This is a genomic window from Lysinibacillus sp. NPDC096418 (genome assembly GCF_044762775.1).
In the GTDB taxonomy this organism is placed as follows: Bacteria; Bacillota; Bacilli; order Bacillales_A; family Planococcaceae; genus Lysinibacillus.
Genome location: NZ_JBIWEY010000006.1, coordinates 138,479 through 159,232 on the forward strand (window position 1 = coordinate 138,479; position 20,754 = coordinate 159,232).

At 38.0% G+C, this 20,754-nt stretch carries 19 protein-coding genes; 9 read left to right on the top strand and 10 right to left on the bottom strand.

What is annotated here, in order from left to right; all coding sequences use genetic code 11:
- Window positions 1-3: 3 nt before the first annotated feature.
- Together ACIQZG_RS08000 and rpoN are read right to left on the bottom strand one after the other, a co-directional pair.
- Window positions 4-1,434 (bottom strand): amino acid permease, encoded by a 1,431-nt coding sequence (locus ACIQZG_RS08000; protein ID WP_402754640.1) that lies wholly within the window; start codon window positions 1,432-1,434, stop codon window positions 4-6.
- 349 nt (window positions 1,435-1,783) lie between these two features.
- Complete coding sequence (gene rpoN, locus ACIQZG_RS08005; RefSeq protein WP_402754641.1) at window positions 1,784-3,121, bottom strand: RNA polymerase factor sigma-54; 1,338 nt, start codon at window positions 3,119-3,121, stop codon at window positions 1,784-1,786.
- Between the two features lie 453 nt (window positions 3,122-3,574).
- Here rpoN and ACIQZG_RS08010 point away from each other — a divergent pair, with 453 nt between their 5' ends.
- From ACIQZG_RS08010 to ACIQZG_RS08030, 5 genes are all read left to right on the top strand, one after another.
- Complete coding sequence (locus ACIQZG_RS08010; protein WP_402754642.1) at window positions 3,575-4,729, top strand: acyl-CoA dehydrogenase family protein; 1,155 nt, start codon at window positions 3,575-3,577, stop codon at window positions 4,727-4,729.
- Complete coding sequence (locus ACIQZG_RS08015) at window positions 4,726-5,787, top strand: acyl-CoA dehydrogenase family protein (RefSeq protein ID WP_402754643.1); 1,062 nt, start codon at window positions 4,726-4,728, stop codon at window positions 5,785-5,787. The genes ACIQZG_RS08010 and ACIQZG_RS08015 overlap by 4 nt, the downstream gene beginning before the upstream one ends.
- A gap of 13 nt (window positions 5,788-5,800) precedes the next feature.
- Window positions 5,801-6,607: an enoyl-CoA hydratase/isomerase family protein gene (locus tag ACIQZG_RS08020; protein WP_402754644.1), complete on the top strand. Its 807-nt coding sequence runs from the start codon at window positions 5,801-5,803 to the stop codon at window positions 6,605-6,607.
- Between the two features lie 20 nt (window positions 6,608-6,627).
- Window positions 6,628-7,770, top strand: a complete 1,143-nt coding sequence (locus ACIQZG_RS08025) for a CaiB/BaiF CoA transferase family protein (protein ID WP_402754645.1) — start codon at window positions 6,628-6,630, stop codon at window positions 7,768-7,770.
- A 234-nt stretch (window positions 7,771-8,004) separates the two neighbouring features.
- Window positions 8,005-8,772 carry an IclR family transcriptional regulator gene (locus ACIQZG_RS08030; RefSeq protein ID WP_402754646.1) on the top strand — a complete coding sequence of 256 codons (768 nt, stop codon included), beginning with the start codon at window positions 8,005-8,007 and terminating at the stop codon, window positions 8,770-8,772.
- A 48-nt stretch (window positions 8,773-8,820) separates the two neighbouring features.
- Here ACIQZG_RS08030 and ACIQZG_RS08035 read toward each other — a convergent pair whose 3' ends face one another.
- From ACIQZG_RS08035 to ACIQZG_RS08055, 5 genes are all read right to left on the bottom strand, one after another.
- A complete protein-coding gene (locus ACIQZG_RS08035; protein ID WP_402754647.1) occupies window positions 8,821-9,357 on the bottom strand; it encodes a CueP family metal-binding protein in 537 nt (178 codons plus the stop codon).
- Window positions 9,358-9,593: 236 nt separating this feature from the next.
- Entirely contained in the window at window positions 9,594-10,163 is a 570-nt protein-coding gene (locus ACIQZG_RS08040) for a 5' nucleotidase, NT5C type (protein WP_402754648.1), read from the bottom strand.
- Window positions 10,164-10,178: 15 nt separating this feature from the next.
- A complete protein-coding gene (locus ACIQZG_RS08045; protein WP_402754649.1) occupies window positions 10,179-11,264 on the bottom strand; it encodes an FAD-dependent monooxygenase in 1,086 nt (361 codons plus the stop codon).
- The gene (ribD, locus tag ACIQZG_RS08050) at window positions 11,261-12,370 is read right to left on the bottom strand and encodes a bifunctional diaminohydroxyphosphoribosylaminopyrimidine deaminase/5-amino-6-(5-phosphoribosylamino)uracil reductase RibD (RefSeq protein ID WP_402754650.1); all 1,110 of its coding nucleotides are present in this window, start codon (window positions 12,368-12,370) and stop codon (window positions 11,261-11,263) included. Before ribD ends, ACIQZG_RS08045 begins: the two co-directional genes overlap by 4 nt.
- 17 nt (window positions 12,371-12,387) lie before the next feature.
- The gene (locus ACIQZG_RS08055; RefSeq protein WP_402754651.1) at window positions 12,388-13,119 is read right to left on the bottom strand and encodes a GTP cyclohydrolase II; all 732 of its coding nucleotides are present in this window, start codon (window positions 13,117-13,119) and stop codon (window positions 12,388-12,390) included.
- A gap of 287 nt (window positions 13,120-13,406) precedes the next feature.
- Between ACIQZG_RS08055 and ACIQZG_RS08060 the strand changes: the two genes are divergently transcribed.
- The 4 genes from ACIQZG_RS08060 to ACIQZG_RS08075 all read left to right on the top strand — a co-directional run bounded on the left by ACIQZG_RS08060 (window position 13,407) and on the right by ACIQZG_RS08075 (window position 17,194).
- Window positions 13,407-14,042: a GntR family transcriptional regulator gene (locus ACIQZG_RS08060; RefSeq protein WP_402754652.1), complete on the top strand. Its 636-nt coding sequence runs from the start codon at window positions 13,407-13,409 to the stop codon at window positions 14,040-14,042.
- A 159-nt stretch (window positions 14,043-14,201) separates the two neighbouring features.
- A complete protein-coding gene (locus ACIQZG_RS08065; protein ID WP_402754653.1) occupies window positions 14,202-15,401 on the top strand; it encodes a quaternary amine ABC transporter ATP-binding protein in 1,200 nt (399 codons plus the stop codon).
- Entirely contained in the window at window positions 15,394-16,248 is an 855-nt protein-coding gene (locus ACIQZG_RS08070) for an ABC transporter permease (RefSeq protein WP_402754654.1), read from the top strand. Before ACIQZG_RS08065 ends, ACIQZG_RS08070 begins: the two co-directional genes overlap by 8 nt.
- A 70-nt stretch (window positions 16,249-16,318) precedes the next feature.
- The gene (locus ACIQZG_RS08075; protein WP_402754655.1) at window positions 16,319-17,194 is read left to right on the top strand and encodes a glycine betaine ABC transporter substrate-binding protein; all 876 of its coding nucleotides are present in this window, start codon (window positions 16,319-16,321) and stop codon (window positions 17,192-17,194) included.
- Window positions 17,195-17,601: 407 nt separating this feature from the next.
- Here the strand turns inward: ACIQZG_RS08075 and ACIQZG_RS08080 are convergent, their stop codons facing one another.
- The 3 genes from ACIQZG_RS08080 to ACIQZG_RS08090 all read right to left on the bottom strand — a co-directional run.
- On the bottom strand, window positions 17,602-18,288 hold the full coding sequence (locus tag ACIQZG_RS08080) for an ABC transporter ATP-binding protein (RefSeq protein WP_402754656.1): 687 nt from the start codon (window positions 18,286-18,288) through the stop codon (window positions 17,602-17,604).
- 1 nt (window position 18,289) lies between these two features.
- Window positions 18,290-19,324: an ABC transporter permease gene (locus tag ACIQZG_RS08085; protein ID WP_402754657.1), complete on the bottom strand. Its 1,035-nt coding sequence runs from the start codon at window positions 19,322-19,324 to the stop codon at window positions 18,290-18,292.
- A 291-nt stretch (window positions 19,325-19,615) separates the two neighbouring features.
- Window positions 19,616-20,754: IS1182 family transposase (locus ACIQZG_RS08090; protein WP_402754658.1), on the bottom strand; the 1,139-nt coding region annotated here is incomplete at its 5' end.

Sequence of the window (20,754 nt, forward strand, 5' to 3'; positions counted from 1 at the left end):
ATTCTACTCTGATGCTAACTTTTCCTCTATTTGCTCAGTTGGTAATTGTTCAATTGATTTTGAAGAAAGTTTCCGCATCGTAAAGAACAGCACAATCGAGCCTATGACTACTATTGAACTCAAGTAGAACTGAGGGCGTAAAGATTCTATTAGTGCTTGGCATAAATAAACGACTGCTAAGACGCCAATAGTTACATATGACAAGCCAGGGAATAACCACATTTTAATTGCTAATGGCTCACTCGAAATTTTATCATAAGAACGTCGGAATCGAATTTGCGAGATCGCTATAAAAATATAAACAGCAATCATTAGACCCCCAACACAGTTACCTAAAAAGTAGAAAATGACTTCAGGTGAGACGAAGTATAATAATGCACAAATATACGCAACCACTGTACTACCGAGAATAGCCGGTACTGGTGCACCACGCCGGTTTTTAATTTGCGAGAAAATTTTTGGCGCATTGCCTTGGCGTGACATTTCAAGTAACATACGTGAACTCGTATAAAGTGCTGAGTTTAACACGGAGATAAGTGAAATAAAAATTACTATTTGAATGATTTGAGCAGCAACTGGTAACCCAGCCATCGTTAAAATATTTGCATAAGGCGCTGCTAGCATTTTTGAATCATTCCACGGCAATATTAAAATCATAATTGCTACTGAACCGACGAAGAATAACCCTAAGCGGAATACGACATTTCGAATGGCACGCACGATATTTTTCGCCGGGTTTTCAGACTCCGCCGCTGCAATGGCTGCAACTTCAGCACCGCAAATTGAGAAAATAACAAATACAATCGCCGTGAGAATCGGTACAATACCATTTGGTGCAAAGCCACCAAACTCTGTTAGAATTCCAAGCCCTTTTGGCTCATAATTTGGCCAAATACCTAAAATCATGGTTGTACCAACAACTAGGAATACAATTATTGCGGTAACTTTAATAAATGATATCCAGTATTCAAATTCGCCGAATGATTTTACGGAGTAAATATTAATGATTGTCATTAATAATGTAATGCCTACACCACCGACCCAAACCGGAATAAATGGAAACCAATTATTTAGCATTCCCCCAATTAGTGCAGCTTCTAACCCAACAATAAACACCCAGCTTGCCCAATATAACCAGCCCACTGTAAAACCTGCCCACGGTCCAATATATTTCCCTGCATATGAAGCAAATGAACCTAGCTCAGCCGAGCCACCAGACTTTTCCCCTAAAGCCATTTCTCCCGATGCCATTTCCCCAACCATTTGCATGATCAAGACTATGAGTAAACACGCAATTGCATACGACACAACAGCCGCAGGGCCCGTACTTAAGATGTTTTTCCCCGTACCTACGAATAGTCCTGTACCAATTACTCCCCCAATAGAAATCATAGTAATGTGTCGTGTCTTCAGTGATTTTTGCAAAGCTCCCATTAAACCACCCCTTAGTGTTTTATGTAGACATTTACTAGCACCTTCCTTCTAATTCAATGTCTGCTATTCAATGAGCAATTCTGATGCCAAAATCTACTTACACGAAAAAAAAAATGTATTTTTCAAAAAAAATGCTTCATGTGCTTTTTCATTAAAGAGCTTTCCGCAGGCACACCGTAAGCCGCAGCCCTCGCTACTAGCGTAGGAAAACAAGTGACAATTTTTGCTCATACAGTATGGAGAAAAAAATTTGAATGTGCTTAGGAATTCTATCTACCATTGATAAAATCCATTGCACATTCGAATAAATGATGTGAAATTACATCATTTCTATATTTTTTGCATCTCGTTATCCATAAGCTCGATTATATGAACTAACAATATTCATCTCCTCCCTATACTTCGCCACTGTTCGTCTTGAAATCTGAATTCCTTCTGCACATAAAATCTCTGTAATTTGCTGATCAGCTAATGGATTTTGTTTATCTTCAGCCTCGATTAGCTGTTTTAGCCGCTTTTTAATATACGCAATAGAATTGATTTTCCCAGAAGTATTTACGAGACCTTTTGTAAACAAAGATTGTAAAGGATATATCCCATGCGGTGTTTGTATATACTTTCCACGAATTGCTCGACTAACCGTAGACTCATGAACCCCTAATACATTCGCCATATCTTTTAAACGCATAGGTTTTACTGCTTCTATGCCGATTGAAAAAAAATCAGCCTGTAACTGTACTAACCATCTTGCTAATTCGTAAAGTGTTTTATCACGTTGTTCAATTCCTTGAAGTAAGGCAAGCGCATCCTTCATTGAGTTCTTGTAGTAAGTTTTATAATTGGGGTCGCTTTTAAGTAAAGCGACGTAGCTTTCATCAATGCAAACAGAAGGTAAATTACGGCGATTTAATTTGATAATCCATTCCCCTTCTATTTCATTTATTTCTATATCAGGAATGACGTATGATATGGTTTCAAACTTATCACCTGTAATCTTTGGCTTTAAGTTTTTTATATAGTGAACAGTCTTTTTTACTTCTTGAAGAGACATGTTATATTTCTTACTTAACTGTTTGAACGCTTGAGCTGCTACTAATTCTAAATCCATGCTGATAAATTGTGCTGCCATTTTAGGTGCAAACTGATCACGATCTAGTTGAATAAGTAAATATTCTATATAGCTACGTGCGCCTACCCCCACAGGTTCAAAGGTTTGAAGTAAATCCAATATAGCCTCTACATGTGAATAGGTAGTATTAAACTTATCGACTACGATTTCTAATGCCACATCTAAAAACAAACGATCATCTAAAGAGCGAATTAGGAATGTTAAAATTTTTAGGTCTATTACAGATAAATTTTGATGTATAGGTACTTGTTCGAATAAGAACTGCTCATAGCTTTCCTTTTCAGCTAGCTTCATCTCAATGACATTGAAGTGATCATTTTTGAATGTATTATGATGCGATGAAAAAGTATTGAAAGAACAGTTTGCTAACTTCATAATTTCCTCATAATGACTTTTTGCTTTTGCATCCGTCACAACTAACAAGGGATTTTCACTTGCTTTCTCATGTATATATTGTTCTAGCTCATTCGTTGAATATTGAAGTATTTCTAAATGTTGCACAAGCTGTGCTGATAATACTTGTGTTACCTTTTGCGATGTTTTAATTGTCATTTGCATACTTCTACACCTCCGAAACGAAATTTTCTACATAATAACACTATTATCCTTAAATTACCTGTTTTTTACTCTATTTATCTATTCTTCCTAACCTTTATTGATCCTTTTCCCTCTAATACAGCAAATAAACGCAACTTATCCCTCCTTCTATTTATATTTCACTAAAAAATGGCTCATCACCAAAACTAGTGGTTGATTTTCGTACCGCCAGTGAGCTTTCCTGTGGACGTCCGGTAAGCCCCATGGAGTCACGCTAGCTCTTCTACAATCCAAAAATGCTGCATTTATATTGCAACCCCCACATTTTGGGGAAGGACCTAAAAAAATACCGAAAATAGATTATTTAAATTTTTTAATTATTCCAAAAAACATTTGACTTGGATATATTAACCATAATAGAATACGCATATAGAATAATGGTTATCACAATACGGTAAAAGGAGGAATTATTAAATGTTTCAATTACCAGTTGTTCAATTTACAGAAGAGCAGGAACAATTCCGTCTAGAAGTTCGGAGCTTCCTACAAGAAGAATTAGCGAAGGGTACCTTTATATCAAAATGTGATTCTTGGTTAAGTGGAGATGATCCTGAGTTTTCAAAAACAATCGGGCAAAAAGGTTGGATTGGCATGACTTGGCCCAAAAAATATGGTGGGCAAGAGCGAAGTACAATCGATCGTTACATTTTAACGGAAGAATTTTTAGCTATTGGGGCGCCTGTTGCAGCTCATTGGTTTGCTGATCGCCAAACAGGACCACTTCTTCTACGTTATGGGACCGAGGAACAGCGTAATTTCTTCTTACCTAAAATTGTGAAAGGCGAATGTTACTTCGGGATTGGTTTAAGTGAACCTAATAGTGGTTCTGACTTAGCATCGGTAAGTACGCGCGCTGAAAAAGTAGAGGGTGGCTGGATTGTGAACGGTCAAAAAATATGGACTAGTAACGCTCACCTTTGTCACTATATGGTGACCTTAGTACGAACAAGTCCTTTTGATGGAAAAAATAAACACGCTGGACTAAGCCAACTCATTGTTGATTTCCAGGCAGATGGCATAACTGTTGTACCTATCAAGTTCTTAACAGGTGAGCATCATTACAATGAAGTATTTTTTGACAATGTTTTCGTCCCAGACAATATGGTGGTAGGTGAAATCGGTAATGGCTGGTCTCAAGGTTTAGCAGAGCTTGCCTTTGAACGCAGTGGTCCTGAGCGTATCTTAAGCACATTTCCATTACTTGACGAACTGATCCAAGAACTAAAACAACAAAAAAATACAGAAGGAATAAAACAGGCATCTAAAGTTGTCGCACGTCTGTGGAGCTTACGGAATCTATCAATTGGCGTAGCACAACTATTAGAATCCGGTGAAGGTAATGACGTGTCCATTCCTGCGGCCCTCGTCAAAGCTCTGGGCACAAAATTTGAACAAAGTATTCCCGAAATCACACGCTTATTAGTACAAACCTACCCAACACTTGATGCCAAGCGAAAAATTGATCGCTTAATGGCGGAATCCATTTTACATGCACCTGGCTTTACTATACGTGGAGGAACTTCAGAAGTACTATATGGCGTGGTAGCGAAAGGGGTTGTAGCACAATGAGTGAAATGAAAGATATGATTTTAGATGTCGTAGAACGTATGCTAAAAGAAAATGTTGATAAAGATTTAGTGGATACAGTCGAACAAGGTCTTTGGGCACCAAAAGTATGGGATTTATTCGAAGAAAATGGTATTCCGATTGTCGCCATTTCTGAAGAAAACGGAGGTGCAGGTGGCGATTTAGAAGATCTTCTGAATATTGTTCGATTAACCGGGAAGTATGCTGCACCAATTCCGTTTGCTGAGACAACATTGGCAAATTATATATTAGAATATACCAACTTACAGGTAATCAGTGATCTAGCGACATACATGTTGTCTACTGATCAAGCCTATACCCTAGAAGACAAAAAATTAACGGGCGAAGCGATCCATATTCATTGGGCACGTCATACAAAACACTTAGTAACACTAGCAAATAGCTCAGAAGGTACACATTTAGTAGAGATAGATTTGGGTAAAGCTGAAATTACGCAAGGGGCAAACTTAGCTGGCGAACCAAGGGATACTGTAAAGTTTTCTAATGCTGAAGTTTCACAAATATCCGCTGTCCTAACATCTGATGAAATCCAAACACTCACAACATTTGAAACAGCCTTTCAATTAGCACTGATGACAGGTGCAATCGATAAAATAAACGACTTAACGGTTCAATATACGAAAGAACGCGAACAATTTGGTCGTCCGATTCATCGCTTCCAGCTCGTTCAGCAGCATATTGTGAACTTAGCAGGTGAAACAGCTGTTGCATTAGCAGCTTTTAATAACGTCACAAATGCCCTTCTGACACAAAGTAATAATAGTGAAGTGGCCTATGCACGCATCCGTTTTGAAGAAGCTATTCAAGCCGTAGCGACAATTTCTCATCAAGTACATGCTGCAATCGGTACGACACACGAGCATAGCTTGCACCAATATACACGTAGACTTTGGTCATGGCGTGATGAAGGAGCAAACATCTCCTATTGGACGGAAATATTGGCGACACAACTGATAGAAAATAGCGGTGACAGCCTATGGGCGTATTTAACAGATACAAAAATACCAATAACACTATAAGGAGTGATTTTTAATGGCAGATTTATTATTTGAAGTGAAAGATCATATTGCAACGATTACGTTAAACCGACCTGAAGCGTATAACGCCTTTAGTGAAGAAATGATTACGGAGTGGATTCATGCACTTGAAACAGTTCGTGATTCAGAGGATATTCGAGTAGTGATTGTAAAAGGAAACGGCAAATCATTTTGTGCAGGTGGCGATATTAAAGCAATGCAAGCAGGTGAAGGGTTCTTCAAAAGTGAAGAAGACATTTCTTCCACTGGCTTAGCACGAAAAAACTCCCTTTGGAAAAGGATTCAACGAATTCCTCTGCTTCTTGAGGAAATCGATAAGCCCGTTATTGCTCAAGTTCATGGCTTTGCGATGGGCGCGGGTCTTGATATGGCATTAATGTGCGATATTCGGATTACTGCAAAATCAACAAAGATTTCGGAAAGCTATATTAATGTAGCGATCGTACCAGGTGACGGTGGGGCATATTATTTACCGAAATTAATCGGTATCGACCAAGCATTAGACATGTTCTGGACAGCTCGTGTATTAACTGCCGATGAAGCGAAAGAAAAAGGTGTCGTAACATTTGTGGTAGAAGACCATGAGCTAGATGAATACACATACAATTATGCAAAAGAATTAGCAAGTCGTCCAACAACGACATTACAATTCATTAAGCGTGCAGTCTATCAAAGCCAACGAATGGATTTACGTTCTGCTCTTGATTATATTTCATCCCAAATGGCGATTGTGACAGAACTAAATGACTTTAAAGAAGGCGTTAGTGCTGTCGTGGAAAAACGCAAACCTACTTATAATTAACGATCATAGGAGGAAAAACGATGCAACCTCTTGAAAATATTCGAGTACTTGATTTATCACGTGTCTATGCCGCCCCAGCAGGATCGATGATGCTGGCAGATTTAGGCGCTGAAGTGATTCGTGTAGAACATCCGAACGGCTCAGATAGTATGCGTGACTGGGGACCATTTGTGAATGATCAAAGTACGTATTATTTATGTGCGAACCGTAACAAAAAATCAATCTCATTAGATTTAAAAACTGCTGAAGCACAAGAACAGTTTAAAGAACTTGTCAAAGATGCAGATATCGTGCTTGAAAACTTTAAAACAGGTGACATGGCAAAAATGGGACTCAGTTATGAAGAGTTAAAAAAAGTAAACCCTCGCATAATTCATTGTGCGGTTACAGGCTTTGGTCAAACTGGCCCCCTTGCCTATGAACCTGGCTTTGATCCTGTCATTCAAGCGATGAGTGGATTAATGGATGTAACAGGATCGCCCGAAGGAGAGGCTACAAAAGTAGGTGTACCGATTGCAGATATTTTAACATCTAATTATGTCGTTATTAGTATCTTAGCTGCTCTACGGATGCGCGATCAAACAAATGAAGGACAATTTATTGATCTAGCTTTACTCGATGTTCAAATGAGTAGTTTAGCAAATGTAGCAAGTGCTTACTTGAATACAGGCTTTACTTCTGAACGTTTAGGTAACCGCCATAATAATGTAGCACCCTACCAAGTATTTAACTGTTCGGATGGTCCTTTAATGATTTGTGTTGGTACAGACGGACAATTCCAAAAATTTTGCGGTATGATTGGACATGAGGAATGGGCCAAAGATGCACGTTTTATAACAAATACGATGCGCAAGCAAAATGAAAATGAATTAGTTTCGAAAATTACCGAAATTACAATGACGAAAACTCGCGATGAATGGATTGAATTATTACAGCAACACAAGATTCCAGGTGGCCGCGTAAACACGATTGCTGAAGCACTTGAACAGCCTCAAGTAATTGCACGCGATATGATCGGTGAAATAGAACATGCACAATATGGTAAAATCAAGTTCGTCAAAAATCCGATAAAATTCTCTAACTTAAATATCGAATACAAACTAGCTCCTCCGATACTTGGGGAACATTCAAAAGAATTCCAAAAGTCCTCTCTCCCTAATTGAAAGTGAGTTATAATAAAGGTAATTTTTATCTTCATTCAGCAGAAGCTTCCTACCTCTATAGGAAGTGAAATGATTGCAGTCTTAGCTTTTTTCAAAATGAGCCCAATTGCCGACCGAATGAAGATAAAGCCTCCGGCGGATGTCACAGATTTTGAAAGGAGTTAATTGTGCAAGCACAATTCAAAATCTGGACACAATTACGCCAAGGCGTAATTGATATGAGTAGGTGACGAGATGAATCAAGAGACTTTCGAAAAAAACTACACGATGTCGTCGCTACACAAAGCGATTAAAGTGTTAAAAGCATTTACGAAAGATGAACCAACCCTTTCTTTAACAGAGTTAAGTAAAAAAACTGGGATTAGCATCTCTAGTTTACAACGCTTTGTTTCTACCTTTGTATACGAGGGATTTTTGCATAAAGATGAGCGTACGAAACGCTACCAACTAGGACATTCGCTTCTTTATTTAGGGAACTTAGTCAAACAAGAGTCTAGCCTTATTATTGTGGCAGAGCCCCTTTTAAAAAAACTAAACGAAGAAATGGGTGAAAGTGTTTCTATCAATATTATTGATGGTTTGGAAAGGCGTTGTATTTTAAACTATGATTCAACATATCCATTATCGACGAAAATGTATGTTGGAGACACCTCCCCTCTTTATGCAGGGGCATCTTCTAAAACATTGCTCGCCTTTATGCCAGATGTTGAAGAATATGTAGAACAAATAACACTTACACCAATCACTGATCATACGATTCTTTCTAAAGACCAGTTGATGGAGGAGTTACAGCAAATCCGTTCCCAGCGTTTTGCAAAGAGTAATGGTGAGCGTGTACGTGGGGCATGTTCTGTTACAGCACCAATCCTAAATGCATCACATCAAATCATCGCTTCGGTGACAATGGTCATTCCTGAAGTACGATACAATGATTATGATGAACAATCTTTAATTGAAACTATTCAACAAGTTGCGTTGGAAATTGAAAAGCAACTATACTAAGAAAAAGGATTGATAACACGACATTCGTGATATCAATCCTTTTTTGCTTTATTTTAATTGCATCGTTGTAATGCAAGTTCCATCATTATCCGAAGTAGAGAATTTTGAGTCTACCATTTTTCCTTCATGTTCCATCTTGATGCTATACGTTTCATCTCGTGGGAGCCATAAATCAATAAAGCCATTTGCTGGCGTTTTCATAGATTCATCCACTAGCACATTACCTTTCGAGTCTTCAATGTAAACATCAATCTCTTTATTTGCCATTTCACCTTGGCAACCAGTCAAACTATGGTTTGTGCAAGGGTGCGTTTGATTAACGTAAGGTGCAATGGAAACAAAAAATTCATCTTTTGGCAAAGCATATGTGAACTCTTTTCCTTCTTGATCCGTCACAATCAATTGGCTTGATGTGATTGAAGCAGATTCGTCAGTTGCTTTATTCCCGCTATACTCAGCCACCAATTCCTTAATATTTTGTGTACCCATTTCTTTTACTGAATTCTCTACATTAGAGCTCTCTCCATTACAAGCACCTAGTACAACAGTAGCAAACAAAGTTGCAGCAAACATTTTTAATTTCATCTTATATCCACCTCTAGTTTGTTTCTTTCTACGTCAACTAACGCTGATCGCTTATATTATAAACGATAAATATGAAGAAAGTGTGCAGAATGATGGTAGATGAACTTCAACTAGAACTTTTCAAAGGTGTCTTGATTAGATAAACTTATCCACTACTATTAAAGCTCCACGCCAAAGTCGGCACTTGACAGCACATTCAACTACAGCCGGAACGGAAATTAACCTCCATATCCCTTTTATAATAGATTGGTTACCAGTGACTCAAATCCATGCCAATGATGCAGACGTGGCAATGTCACATGCTGATTGTATGATTGATTTTTTAGAAGTACTTTCGTGTCAACATCTTGTAATGTTTCGAGTACTGCTGGTTTATCATCTACATAAACATCTAGCGCTAGTGATTTAATAATCTCCACTTTTTCATGATCTTGCATCCCACAGAAAAAGTGCCCTTCTGTAACAGGAAATCCTTGCGCAATCATCCATTCACGTGTTTTCTCGCAATAATGTTTTGGACGTGACGTTATATAGTAGATGTCATGTCCTTTTTGCTGTAATGCTTGTAATGTTTCAAGCGCCCCTTCAAAAATAGAACAATCGGTAAAATAAATATCTTCTAAGGAGCTATTCCACATCGCAGAACCTTCTGCATCAGTTAATCCAAACGGCTCGTGTATTTCCACTCTTTGCAGTGCATGGAATGCTTCAATGTCTATATTTTTGCCAAGTTTTTTATTATATAGCTTAAAAGCATGCGCGCGTAAATCGATTAGTGTGTCATCTATATCAAAGCCAAATTTCATCTTTTCTCGTTCCTTTCAAGCGACCGTTTCTACGAAGTTTGCGGCAAAAGATTGTTCTTTTTCGATTTGCTTCGCCAGTATTTCTTCTATAATTGGCTCGCGAATTTGTTGGAATATCTGTACGTCAAATTGTGCGATAGTTTCTTTTGATAATAGTGTTGCAAGACAATCCGCATCCTTTAGTGCACTGTTTAAACCAAATGCGCCAGTTGGTGTCATCGTATGAACTGCATCTCCTAAAAGTACAAGTCCCTCCGTTCCCCAACTTTCACATCTACTACTAAATACATCGAGTAACACAAAATCTTGCCAAGATGTAATATATTGTGTCACTTGCTCAGCCAATTCTGGAAAAGCTTTTGTTAGCTGTAGAATAAATGGTGTAAATGCTTGTTTTCGAAGTCTTGAAAAGCTACCTTGATCAATATTCCAACCAATTTGGATATATCCATTTGTTTGGGAAAATAACGATAATTGTTTCCCTTCTACTAGAGCCATTTTTATAACAGGCTCCCATCCTTGTGGTGCAGGAATTTTTGCCCATAGTAGATCAAATCCATGTTTACATTTTGCTATATCAATGTGCGACTGCTTACGAATTGTAGAATAGCGACCATCAGCCCCAATAATAAGCTGACTGGTAATTTCAATTGATTTACCATCTTTAGAGGCAACCACTCCAACATAGCGCCCTGACTTATCTGCCACAAGTCGTGTCACCCTCGTATTTAACATACAAGTGAAGTGTGGAATTTTCTGTGCTTTGTCTAATATAGCTTTTAGTAAATGAGCTTGTGGCACATGGATACCTAGATGGCCTACTGCAGGATCAGGGCTTATTTCCTTAATGATTTGACCATTATAGTAATATTCTAGTTTTTCCATACGTAATAAACCAAGCGCTTCAACTTCTTCAAAAAGGTTATGACTCTTTAAAACTACCTCACCTATTTCATTTAAATGCTCGCCACGAAATGCCTTACCAAGCTCTGCATTTTGTTCAAGTAGCATTACCGACAAGCCTTTTTTTGCAAGTAAATAACCAAGAAGTGTTCCAGCTGGTCCTGCTCCTACAATGCAAACATCCGCTTCACAATTCACTTTTCGTCACCTTTCTTTGGATAAGCGATAATACGTAAATCTTGACCAACTTTTTCAAATGAATCAAATTCAACGTCAAATGCTTCATCCATCGAAAAAGCACTATGGCCAGCAATCGGTGTTAACGATAAGCGACCTCCTAATACTTTCGGGGCCACATATACAATGTATTTATTAATAGCTCCACTTTGTAAAAAGGAAGCATTCACTGTACTCCCCCCCTCAACTAAAATATCTGTTATACCTAGTTGATAAAGCTTTGCTAGCATATCATCAATGTCAAGTCCCTCATGCCCACGACGAACCCGTAAGACTGTCACACCTTTTTCTTCAAATAAAGAGTTTTCCCCTTGGTCTACCTCATCACTACAAACAATGATTGTTTTCGCTTCTTCGACATTGAGAACATTCGCATTTTCCGGTGTGCGAAGCAAACTATCCATAATAATACGTACAGGATTTTTGCCATAGCTGTCATTTAATCGAGTTGTAAGAGATGGGTTATCTGCAATCACGGTCCCAACACCAACTAAAATACCGTCGACCTCATGTCGAATATGATGAACATCTTCGCGTGCCGCTTCTCCTGTCACCCATTTAGAGTGTCCTGTATGTGCAGCAATCTTCCCGTCTAATGTCATCGCATATTTTGAAATGATAAATGGACGACTCGTCAACATATTGTGAATGAAGCGTTCGTTTAAGCGACGTGACTGTGATTCTAACACACCCACCTCAACTTCAATCCCTGCTTCACGAAGTAGTTGGATACCTCGACCTGCTACATCAGGGTTCGGGTCTTGCATTGCGACAACAACACGACATACTTCATAATCCTTCACTAAGTTTGCACAAGGAGGTGTCTTGCCGTAATGTGAACATGGTTCAAGTGTCACATAAAGAGTTGCACCTTTTGCATGCTCCCCTGCCATTCGAAAAGCATGTACTTCTGCATGAGGTTCCCCAGCTTTCCGATGTAACCCAGTACCTACAATAACGCCATCTTTTACGATAACAGCCCCTACTAATGGATTTGGGTTAGTATTTCCCTTTGCACTCGCTGCTAAATCAAGCGCTAACTGCATATATTTTTCATCCGTCGTCATCACAATGTCCTCCTCACTTACTTCGATTCACGCATATGTCCAGATTTTTCAACCTTTGTATTCAAGTAAAATTGATTTGTCTCGGTTAAGCCACCCCATAACGGTACATGCCCTTCTGCTGCTAAACCATGTGCTTCTAAGGCTTCTAGCTTTTTCGGGTTGTTAGTAATCAATGTTACAGGTTTTGTACGAAGTGCTTCTAATACAGTTAAGGCCTCTTCGTAAGAACGTGTATCATCAGGGAAACCAAGTGCATGATTGGCTTCAACTGTGTCTAAGCCCTCTTCTTGTAATAAATAAGCAACTGATTTTGAAAATAAACCGATGCCACGGCCTTCATGATCAGCTAAATAGAAAATAGCACCACAACCATGTTCAGTAATCATTTTCATAGATTCATGTAGTTGATAGCCACAATCACAACGCTGACTACCAAAAATATCTCCAGTATGACAAATGCTGTGCATACGAATGATTGCATCCTCTCCATTGGCAAAATCACCATATACAAGGACAGATGATTGCTGTTGATAAGCTAAATTCGCTGCTGCAAGTGAATCAATAATTTCTTCTTTTGATAAATTTGCATCAACCTTTAGCCAGTTATACCATTGGAATGTCTCTGAAAAATCACCTTGCTTAACTGGCAATTTCACAGGTCCAACGATACAGATATTTTCTGTTTCAGATTGCTTCATAATAACCATTTTCTCTTTAACTATATCCATTATTTTAGTTGTAATTGTCATAATTCTCTCCAACTTTCTTTCGTAAACAGCTAACTTAAATAACTAGCTGCGAGCTTGTATTAGTTCATTACTTACATAACGTAACTAAGTTTATATTGATAACTAATGTCTGTCAAACAACTTCTCTTATTTTATTAAAATTCCAATTACTCTTTTCACTAATAAGAGTACCTAAAATGACTTTTATTCAGAGGAATACTTAAAGATTTTTCTAATGCTATTTTTTCATAGCACGCTGGTCTATAATAAGCGAAGATATGTTGTTAAAGATGAAAGGAAGTTTATGAATGAACTTAGAAAAAAATGTTCAAGTGAAACAGCCAAAATATCAGCAAATTGCCGTTGACCTTGCCTCGAAAATAGTTGAAAAAAGATATCAAATCGGCGATAAAATATATGCAAGATCCTCACTAGCAAGCCAATATAATGTATCTGCTGAAACTGCTAGAAGAGCCATTGCTGTTTTACAGGATTTAGAAATTGTTGAAGCTTCAAAAGGTAGTGGTGTATTCATTAAATCATATGAAAAGGCAGCTCATTTTGTCCGACAATTTCACGATGTTCAGTCAATCCACGAACTACAAAATGAACTTTTAGTAAGTATCCATGCACAGCAAAACCAATTGATCAATTTGCAGGAAAAAACGAAGCAGCTTATTAGCCGTACAGAACATTTCCGCTCCGTCAATCCTTTCATTCCTTATCAGATTGAAATGACTTTGGAAAGCCCTTGTATTCACCAAACTTTACAGGATTTAAACTTTTGGCAAAATACAACTGGTACGATCGTTGGCATTCGTCGAAACAACGAATTATTACTATCACCTGGTCCATATGCGTCGCTACAAGAAGGAGATATCATCTACTTCATAGGCAATGATGAAAGTTTAACGCGCGTCCAGAACTTTTTATACCCAAATTAAAATCCGCTTAAACGCTGGTAGATCAGCGTTTAAGCGGATTTTTTCTTTTTTGCTAATTTGACAAAAGTAACAACCTTCTGTTAGGGTTGAGTTGTTACTTTCTTATTTATGGATATGACAATCCTGTAAATAGTATTAATCTACGAAGGGAGCGGTTCTATGGAAAAAATAAAAGTGGAGCATGTTTCCAAAGTTTTCGGTAAGCATATCCCCCAAGCACTAGAACTCGTCAAGCAACAAAAAAGCAAGACTGATATTTTAAAAGAAACAGGTGCAACAGTTGGTGTTTACAACGCTAGCTTTTCAGTGAACGAAGGAGAAATCTTCGTTATTATGGGCTTATCAGGAAGTGGTAAATCAACACTTATTAGACTTCTAAATCGCTTAATTGAACCTACAAATGGCAACATCCTTATAGACGGTGAAAACATTTCTAAAATGGGTAAGGATGCTTTAAAAACAGTTCGACGCAACAAAATGAGTATGGTATTCCAAAACTTCGGTTTATTCCCCCATCGTACACTGCTTCAAAACACCGAATATGGTCTTGAAATCAGAGGTGTCTCAAAAGAAGAGCGTACAGCAAAAGCAGAGCAAGCACTTGAAAATGCAGGTTTACTTGCATACAAAGATCAATATCCAAATCAATTATCTGGTGGTATGCAACAACGTGTCGGTTTAGCAAGGGCACTAGCAAATGATCCTGAAATTTTATTGATGGATGAGGCCTTTTCGGCACTCGACCCTCTTATCCGTAAAGAAATGCAGGATGAACTACTAGATTTACAACAAACTCTGAAAAAAACAATCATTTTCATTACGCATGATTTAAATGAGGCACTTCGTATCGGAGATCGTATCGCTATTATGAAAGACGGTTCGATTATTCAAATTGGCACAGGTGAAGAAATATTAACAAATCCCGCCAATGATTATGTCCGAACATTCGTAGAAGATGTGGATCGCTCAAGAGTATTAACGGCGGAAAATGCAATGGTGAGACCTGTTTACGTTAATGTAGACCTTGATGGACCGAATGTAGCGCTAAAAAGAATGCGAGAAGAGGCTGTTAGTTTACTATTGGCAGTAGATAAAAACCGTCATTTGAAAGGCTTTATTACTGCGGATGATGCACTTGCCGCTGCAAAAAGACAAGAACAGACGGTCCATTCAATTGTTCAATCAGAAATTTTAACAGTACCCCCTGATATGCTCTTACAGGATATTTTAGGGATGATTCATAACTCTCCTACACCTATTGCAGTTGTTCAAGATGAACGCTTACGCGGTGTTCTTATCCGTGGCGTAGTCATCGAAGCACTCTCAACATGCAACGAGGAGGTCGAAGTGTATGAATAATTTTCTAGACAATATCCCATCATTACCTATTGCCCCTTGGGTAGAATCAGCTATGGACTGGTTGACGAGTAATTTTTCAGCCTTTTTCGGCACTATTCAAAAATCCGGAAAACTACTCATGAGTCAGGTCACTGATTTATTAATTGGCATTCCCGCCATTATATTAATTTTATTAGTCGTCCTTCTAGCTTTCTTTGCGACCGGAAAAAAATTCGGTCTTGCAATTTTCTCTCTAGTTGGTCTGTTATTCATCTATAACCAAGGCTTATGGACTCAGCTCATGGAAACAACAACGCTCGTACTATTTTCGAGTGTGATTTCTATCATAATAGGTATTCCACTCGGCATATTAATGTCGAAATCTAGTATCGCTGAGAGCATCATAAAACCGTTACTAGATTTCATGCAAACGATGCCTGGCTTCGTTTACTTAATTCCTGCAGTTGCCTTTTTCGGCATTGGAATTGTCCCAGGGGTATTTGCCTCAGTCATATTCGCATTACCCCCTACTGTACGTATGACGAATTTAGGTATTCGCCAAGTACCGAAAGAATTGGTCGAAGCAGCTGATTCATACGGCAGTACTGCCAGTCAGAAATTATTCAAAGTTGAAATCCCGTTGGCCAAATCAACAATCATGGCTGGTATTAACCAAACTGTCATGCTATCACTTTCAATGGTCGTTATTGCATCTATGATTGGCGCACCAGGACTTGGTCGTGAAGTTTTAACGGCCCTTCAACGTACACAGGTCGGAAATGGCTTCGTCGCCGGCTTAGGACTCGTGATTTTCGCGATCATTATCGATCGCTTAACTCAAAGCTTTAACAAAAAGAAAGTGCAATAAGAAAAGTATATTCGTGCCCGTAAGCATGCGGCGCGAATATCTAGACATCGCAATAAGAAAGGAAGATTCGATGAAATTTAAAACATTATCCAAATTAGGTATGGCTTTAGGACTTGGATTCTTGCTTGCTGCTTGTAGTAGTGACGATGATTCTGGGAAAGGTAAAGATGCAAAAGAAGTAAATCTTGCTTACGTTGAGTGGGATACTGAAATTGCTTCTACCAATGTCGTTGGTCAGGTACTAGAAGATTTAGGCTATGATGTAACATTAACACCGCTAGATAACGGCATCATGTGGGAAGCTCTTTCAAAAGGCGAGGTAGACGGTATGGTTGCAGCATGGCTACCAAACACACACGCTACTCAATATGAAAAATATAAAGATAGTTTGGATGAGCTCGGTGAAAACCTATCCGGTGCTAAAATTGGATTAGTCGTTCCAAGTTATATGAAAGTAAACTCTATTGAAGATTTAAAAAATGAGGCTGATCATACGATAACAGGGATTGAACCTGGTGCTGGTATTATGGCAGCGACTGACGAGGCATTAAAGGAATATGATAGTTTAGCAGATTGGAATGTACTACCTTCTTCTTCTGGCGCGATGACAACAGCACTCTCTAAAGCCATTGAAAATAAAGAAGAAATTATCGTCACTGGCTGGTCTCCTCACTGGAAATTCGCTTCTTTTGATTTAAAATACTTGGAAGATCCAAAAGGTATTTACGGCGGTGAAGAAACAATTAACACATTTGCTCGTAAAGGATTTAAAGAGGATAATCCTGATGTGTATACAGTCCTTGATAATTTCCACTGGACTTCAGAAGATTTAGAAGAAGTCATGCTTGAAATTATGAACGGTGCTGATCCAAAAGAAGCAGCTAAAAATTGGATTAAAGACAATGAAGCTACTGTTGCTGAATGGACAAAGGACATTAAGAAATAAGCAATAAACTTAGCCCCCTCGTTAATTGAAAACGAGGGGGTTATTATTTTTTAATACTTTTTCAAATTGAAAAGACCACAAATCCCAAAGAAGGTTCCTGAAAAAATCTAAAGTAGTTTTTTTGCATAGCATTACTTTACCATGCAAGGATTTTGTGCGGCAGTGTGAGACCACTGCTGGAACCTTATTTGCGACGAAAGCGTGAGTGAAACGTAGCGGCAGGAGCACGCACAAGACGGAAGATGCAACAAACCGCGCGATGCGAGGGTTGCGGCTTACACTGTGCCTGCGGAAAGCGAACGCTAGAGCGCTAAATCCTTAAGGTTATATTTTTATTAGAGATTTTATTGGAAAAGCATTTTTCAGTAGACTTTCCAATAGGCTATGATTTTTTGTTGTTTAAAGATTTAATTTGCATTTTGCAAAATTAAACCATCGCTCATTTTAACGATATGATCAGCATAAGCAAGCATTTCTTCATCATGTGTAACCATTAACGTAGTAATGTTTAGTGTTTTCGTTAAATCTCTAATTAGTAACATTACTTCTTTAGACCTTTTTGAATCTAAACTTGCTGTTGGTTCATCTGCGAAGAGAACTTTAGGTTTATGAATGATTGCACGGGCGATTGCAACACGTTGTTTCTCCCCACCTGACAATGAAGAGGGATACGCTGTTTTTCGGTGGTCCATCCCAACCAATTTAAGTATTCGATCCACTTCTTTTGATTGCTCATGTTTCTTTAATTTCGTTTCAGAAACATCTAGCATTAGCAATAGTTGTTCTTCTACTGTAAGGAAAGGCACCAGGTGTGCAAATTGAAAGACAAAGCCAAACTTACTTGCTCGTACTTCACGAACTTGATCGGCACCCATATCCGTCATATTTTCCCCTTCGAATAGTACTTGCCCCTCTGTCGTAGGTTGAAGTCCCGCAGCTATTGTCAAAAGCGTACTTTTACCAGAGCCTGAAGCGCCTACTAATGCTGTTATTTCACCTTCTTTAAGAGAAAGATTGATCCCTTTTAGAATTTCTTCATCTACTTCCCCATTTGTAAACGTTTTTCTAACATTATCAATTGTAAATATCGTCATTCTAAGCCTCTCCTTGCTGTATCGCTTGTAATGGTTCGATTTTTTTTATTTGAAGCCCTGAAAGTGTAGCTCCAATAAATCCGATAACTAGGAATACTAAAGACAATTGCATAGTTGTTTCAAAAGTTAAACTAAATGGCATACCTTCTGGTGCTAGCATATTAAATACTTGACTGAGTGTAATAGACAAAACAAGTGATATAGCTGTAATGACAAGCATTTGTGTCCATATCAATTTGAATAACTTACTTGTCTTTAAACCAATCGCTTTTAAAATACCGTATAGCCCAATTTTTTGAACGTTCATCATGTAGAAGAAGATCGCAAACAACATGCCACTAATGACTACTAAAAACCAAACAATCATATTTAAAGACATCTGTTCCGCACTATAACTAGGAATTGTATTTAGAAACTCTTTATTTGAAAATGGTTGTAATCCAGCGATTTCAAGTGAAGAATCCGCATCTGGTACAAAAATCATTTGCATTTCCATCACTCGGTAGATTTCTTGATAATTCACCATGTTGATAAACGCAACAGGCGCATGACTGTATTTCTTTTGATCAACAAAGCCCTTTACAACAAACTCGCCACTAAATTGATTGTTTGTTAACGTATCGCCTACTTTTATACCGGCTTCCTTTAAAGAGCTATCTAATATTACTTCCCCAGGTTTCACATTTTCAAATAACTTTGAACCTGTAGATGTTACAAAGGCGACGCTTTGTTGCTTATCATCCTTATCATTTAAAAAGCCCATTTGAAGCGAAAATGCTACTGCATCCTTTTGTTTTTTTAATATATCATCTTGGATATCACTATCGATTTTGGATAGATTATATTTTTTATCTGCATCTTCATTCATATAAAATTGTCCATCTGGTAAATCTTTAATAAGGGCGGCATTATCTTGTGATAATCCATTCGCCAAACCAGAAATGATAAAAGTTAGTAAACTAACGAGAAACACAATTGAACCTAAAATCAAAAATCTTACTTTATTTTTCTTAATTTCTTTCAAGGCAAGGTTCATAACTAACTCCTCCAATCTTTTAATAAGCTAAGCATACATCGCCTAAATGAACTGGAGATGAACTAATCATTACATTTGAAACGGGGCTGTAATAATTCTAAAATTCAGATTTGTATACATTGAATACGGCACCCTCATCTTATTAAAACGGATCCTATAACATTGTATACAACTAGCTATATAAAGAAAAAAAGAGACTGGGACAAAAAGGTTTCAGTTCATAGGAAAAAACGAGATTGCATTATGCAATCTCGTTTTTTGCGTTTGTTTTTGAAAATATGCGGTGGAGGATTATCCTCGGACCGCATATTTTCTTAAGTTTACAGCCATTAATGCGAGACCAATATCGTTTTCAACCTTTGATTTTCCACGAACAGAGAATCGTGTGAAACCTAAATTAGCTTTCAGAAATCCAAAAACCGGTTCAACGTCAATTTTACGTTTACGATAAATTGCACCTGTTTTTTCTTCTGAAAGCTTTGCTCTTACATATTCTTTTTGTTGTTCCCACTTTTCATTAATCGTAAGCCTGCGATTTGTACCTTCTCTCGCTTTTGTACATAACTCACGCAACGGACAACCCGTACAGTCTTCACATTCATAGATTTTAAATTGACGATTAAAACCAAATTTATCAGTTCGAACGGAATTATACTGGAAAGTCAGCTGCTTTTCATTCGGACAAGTATACATATCACGCTCCGCATCGTACACCCAATTACTTGTTTTGAAGCGGTCATTTTTAAACTTACGCTTTTGTTCGTTTAAGTAGTGGTTATACGTAATCAGTGGTATGCGTTGGTGTTTTGTTAAGATGTCATCGTAATTTTGTTCGCTGCCGTAACCGGCATCCGCAACGATGTGTTTAGGTAAGTCAAAGTACTGTTTTTCAATTTGATCAAGGAATGGTATAAGTGTTTTCATGTCTGTTGGATTAGGGAAAACGCCATACGCCAACGTAAATTGACCTTCTGTCGCAACTTGCACGTTATATCCTGCCTTTAGTTGTCCGTTTTGCATATAGTCATCTTTCATGCGCATAAATGTCGCATCATTATCCGTTTTTGAATAGCTATTACGTGTATCAAAAATCTCAAAATCCCTTTCATATTTCTGTTTGCGTGTAATCCAATCATATACTTGTTTCACGATTTGTTTCGGTGTTTTACGTTCGCTACGTAATCTTTTTCGCTCAACTACATCGTCGGCGTTTTCTACTTTAATTGTGTAGTCATCGACTACTTCATCGAGTTTCTGCGCGATTTGAGTTAATTCTTCAATAGATAGCTGTTCATCGTTTTCACGATTAATTTCAGGGATGATTTTATCTTCTAGTAGTTTGTTGTATAACTGATTCGACTTTTCGATGAGATTTATATGGTGTCTTTCAATGGATTTTTTCCAGACAAATGTGAATTTATTAGCGTTCG

Coding starts and splice junctions, on each gene's coding strand:
- ACIQZG_RS08060 (WP_402754652.1), top strand. CDS start 13,407: ATGAACTTAGAAAAAAATGTTCAAGTGAAACAGCCAAAATATCAGCAA.
- rpoN (WP_402754641.1), bottom strand. CDS start 3,121: ATGCAAATGACAATTAAAACATCGCAAAAGGTAACACAAGTATTATCA.
- ACIQZG_RS08040 (WP_402754648.1), bottom strand. CDS start 10,163: ATGAAATTTGGCTTTGATATAGATGACACACTAATCGATTTACGCGCG.
- ACIQZG_RS08015 (WP_402754643.1), top strand. CDS start 4,726: ATGAGTGAAATGAAAGATATGATTTTAGATGTCGTAGAACGTATGCTA.
- ACIQZG_RS08085 (WP_402754657.1), bottom strand. CDS start 19,324: ATGAACCTTGCCTTGAAAGAAATTAAGAAAAATAAAGTAAGATTTTTG.
- ACIQZG_RS08065 (WP_402754653.1), top strand. CDS start 14,202: ATGGAAAAAATAAAAGTGGAGCATGTTTCCAAAGTTTTCGGTAAGCAT.
- ACIQZG_RS08055 (WP_402754651.1), bottom strand. CDS start 13,119: ATGACAATTACAACTAAAATAATGGATATAGTTAAAGAGAAAATGGTT.
- ACIQZG_RS08000 (WP_402754640.1), bottom strand. CDS start 1,434: ATGGGAGCTTTGCAAAAATCACTGAAGACACGACACATTACTATGATT.
- ACIQZG_RS08070 (WP_402754654.1), top strand. CDS start 15,394: ATGAATAATTTTCTAGACAATATCCCATCATTACCTATTGCCCCTTGG.
- ACIQZG_RS08080 (WP_402754656.1), bottom strand. CDS start 18,288: ATGACGATATTTACAATTGATAATGTTAGAAAAACGTTTACAAATGGG.
- ACIQZG_RS08030 (WP_402754646.1), top strand. CDS start 8,005: ATGAATCAAGAGACTTTCGAAAAAAACTACACGATGTCGTCGCTACAC.
- ribD (WP_402754650.1), bottom strand. CDS start 12,370: ATGACGACGGATGAAAAATATATGCAGTTAGCGCTTGATTTAGCAGCG.
- ACIQZG_RS08075 (WP_402754655.1), top strand. CDS start 16,319: ATGAAATTTAAAACATTATCCAAATTAGGTATGGCTTTAGGACTTGGA.
- ACIQZG_RS08020 (WP_402754644.1), top strand. CDS start 5,801: ATGGCAGATTTATTATTTGAAGTGAAAGATCATATTGCAACGATTACG.
- ACIQZG_RS08010 (WP_402754642.1), top strand. CDS start 3,575: ATGTTTCAATTACCAGTTGTTCAATTTACAGAAGAGCAGGAACAATTC.
- ACIQZG_RS08025 (WP_402754645.1), top strand. CDS start 6,628: ATGCAACCTCTTGAAAATATTCGAGTACTTGATTTATCACGTGTCTAT.
- ACIQZG_RS08035 (WP_402754647.1), bottom strand. CDS start 9,357: ATGAAATTAAAAATGTTTGCTGCAACTTTGTTTGCTACTGTTGTACTA.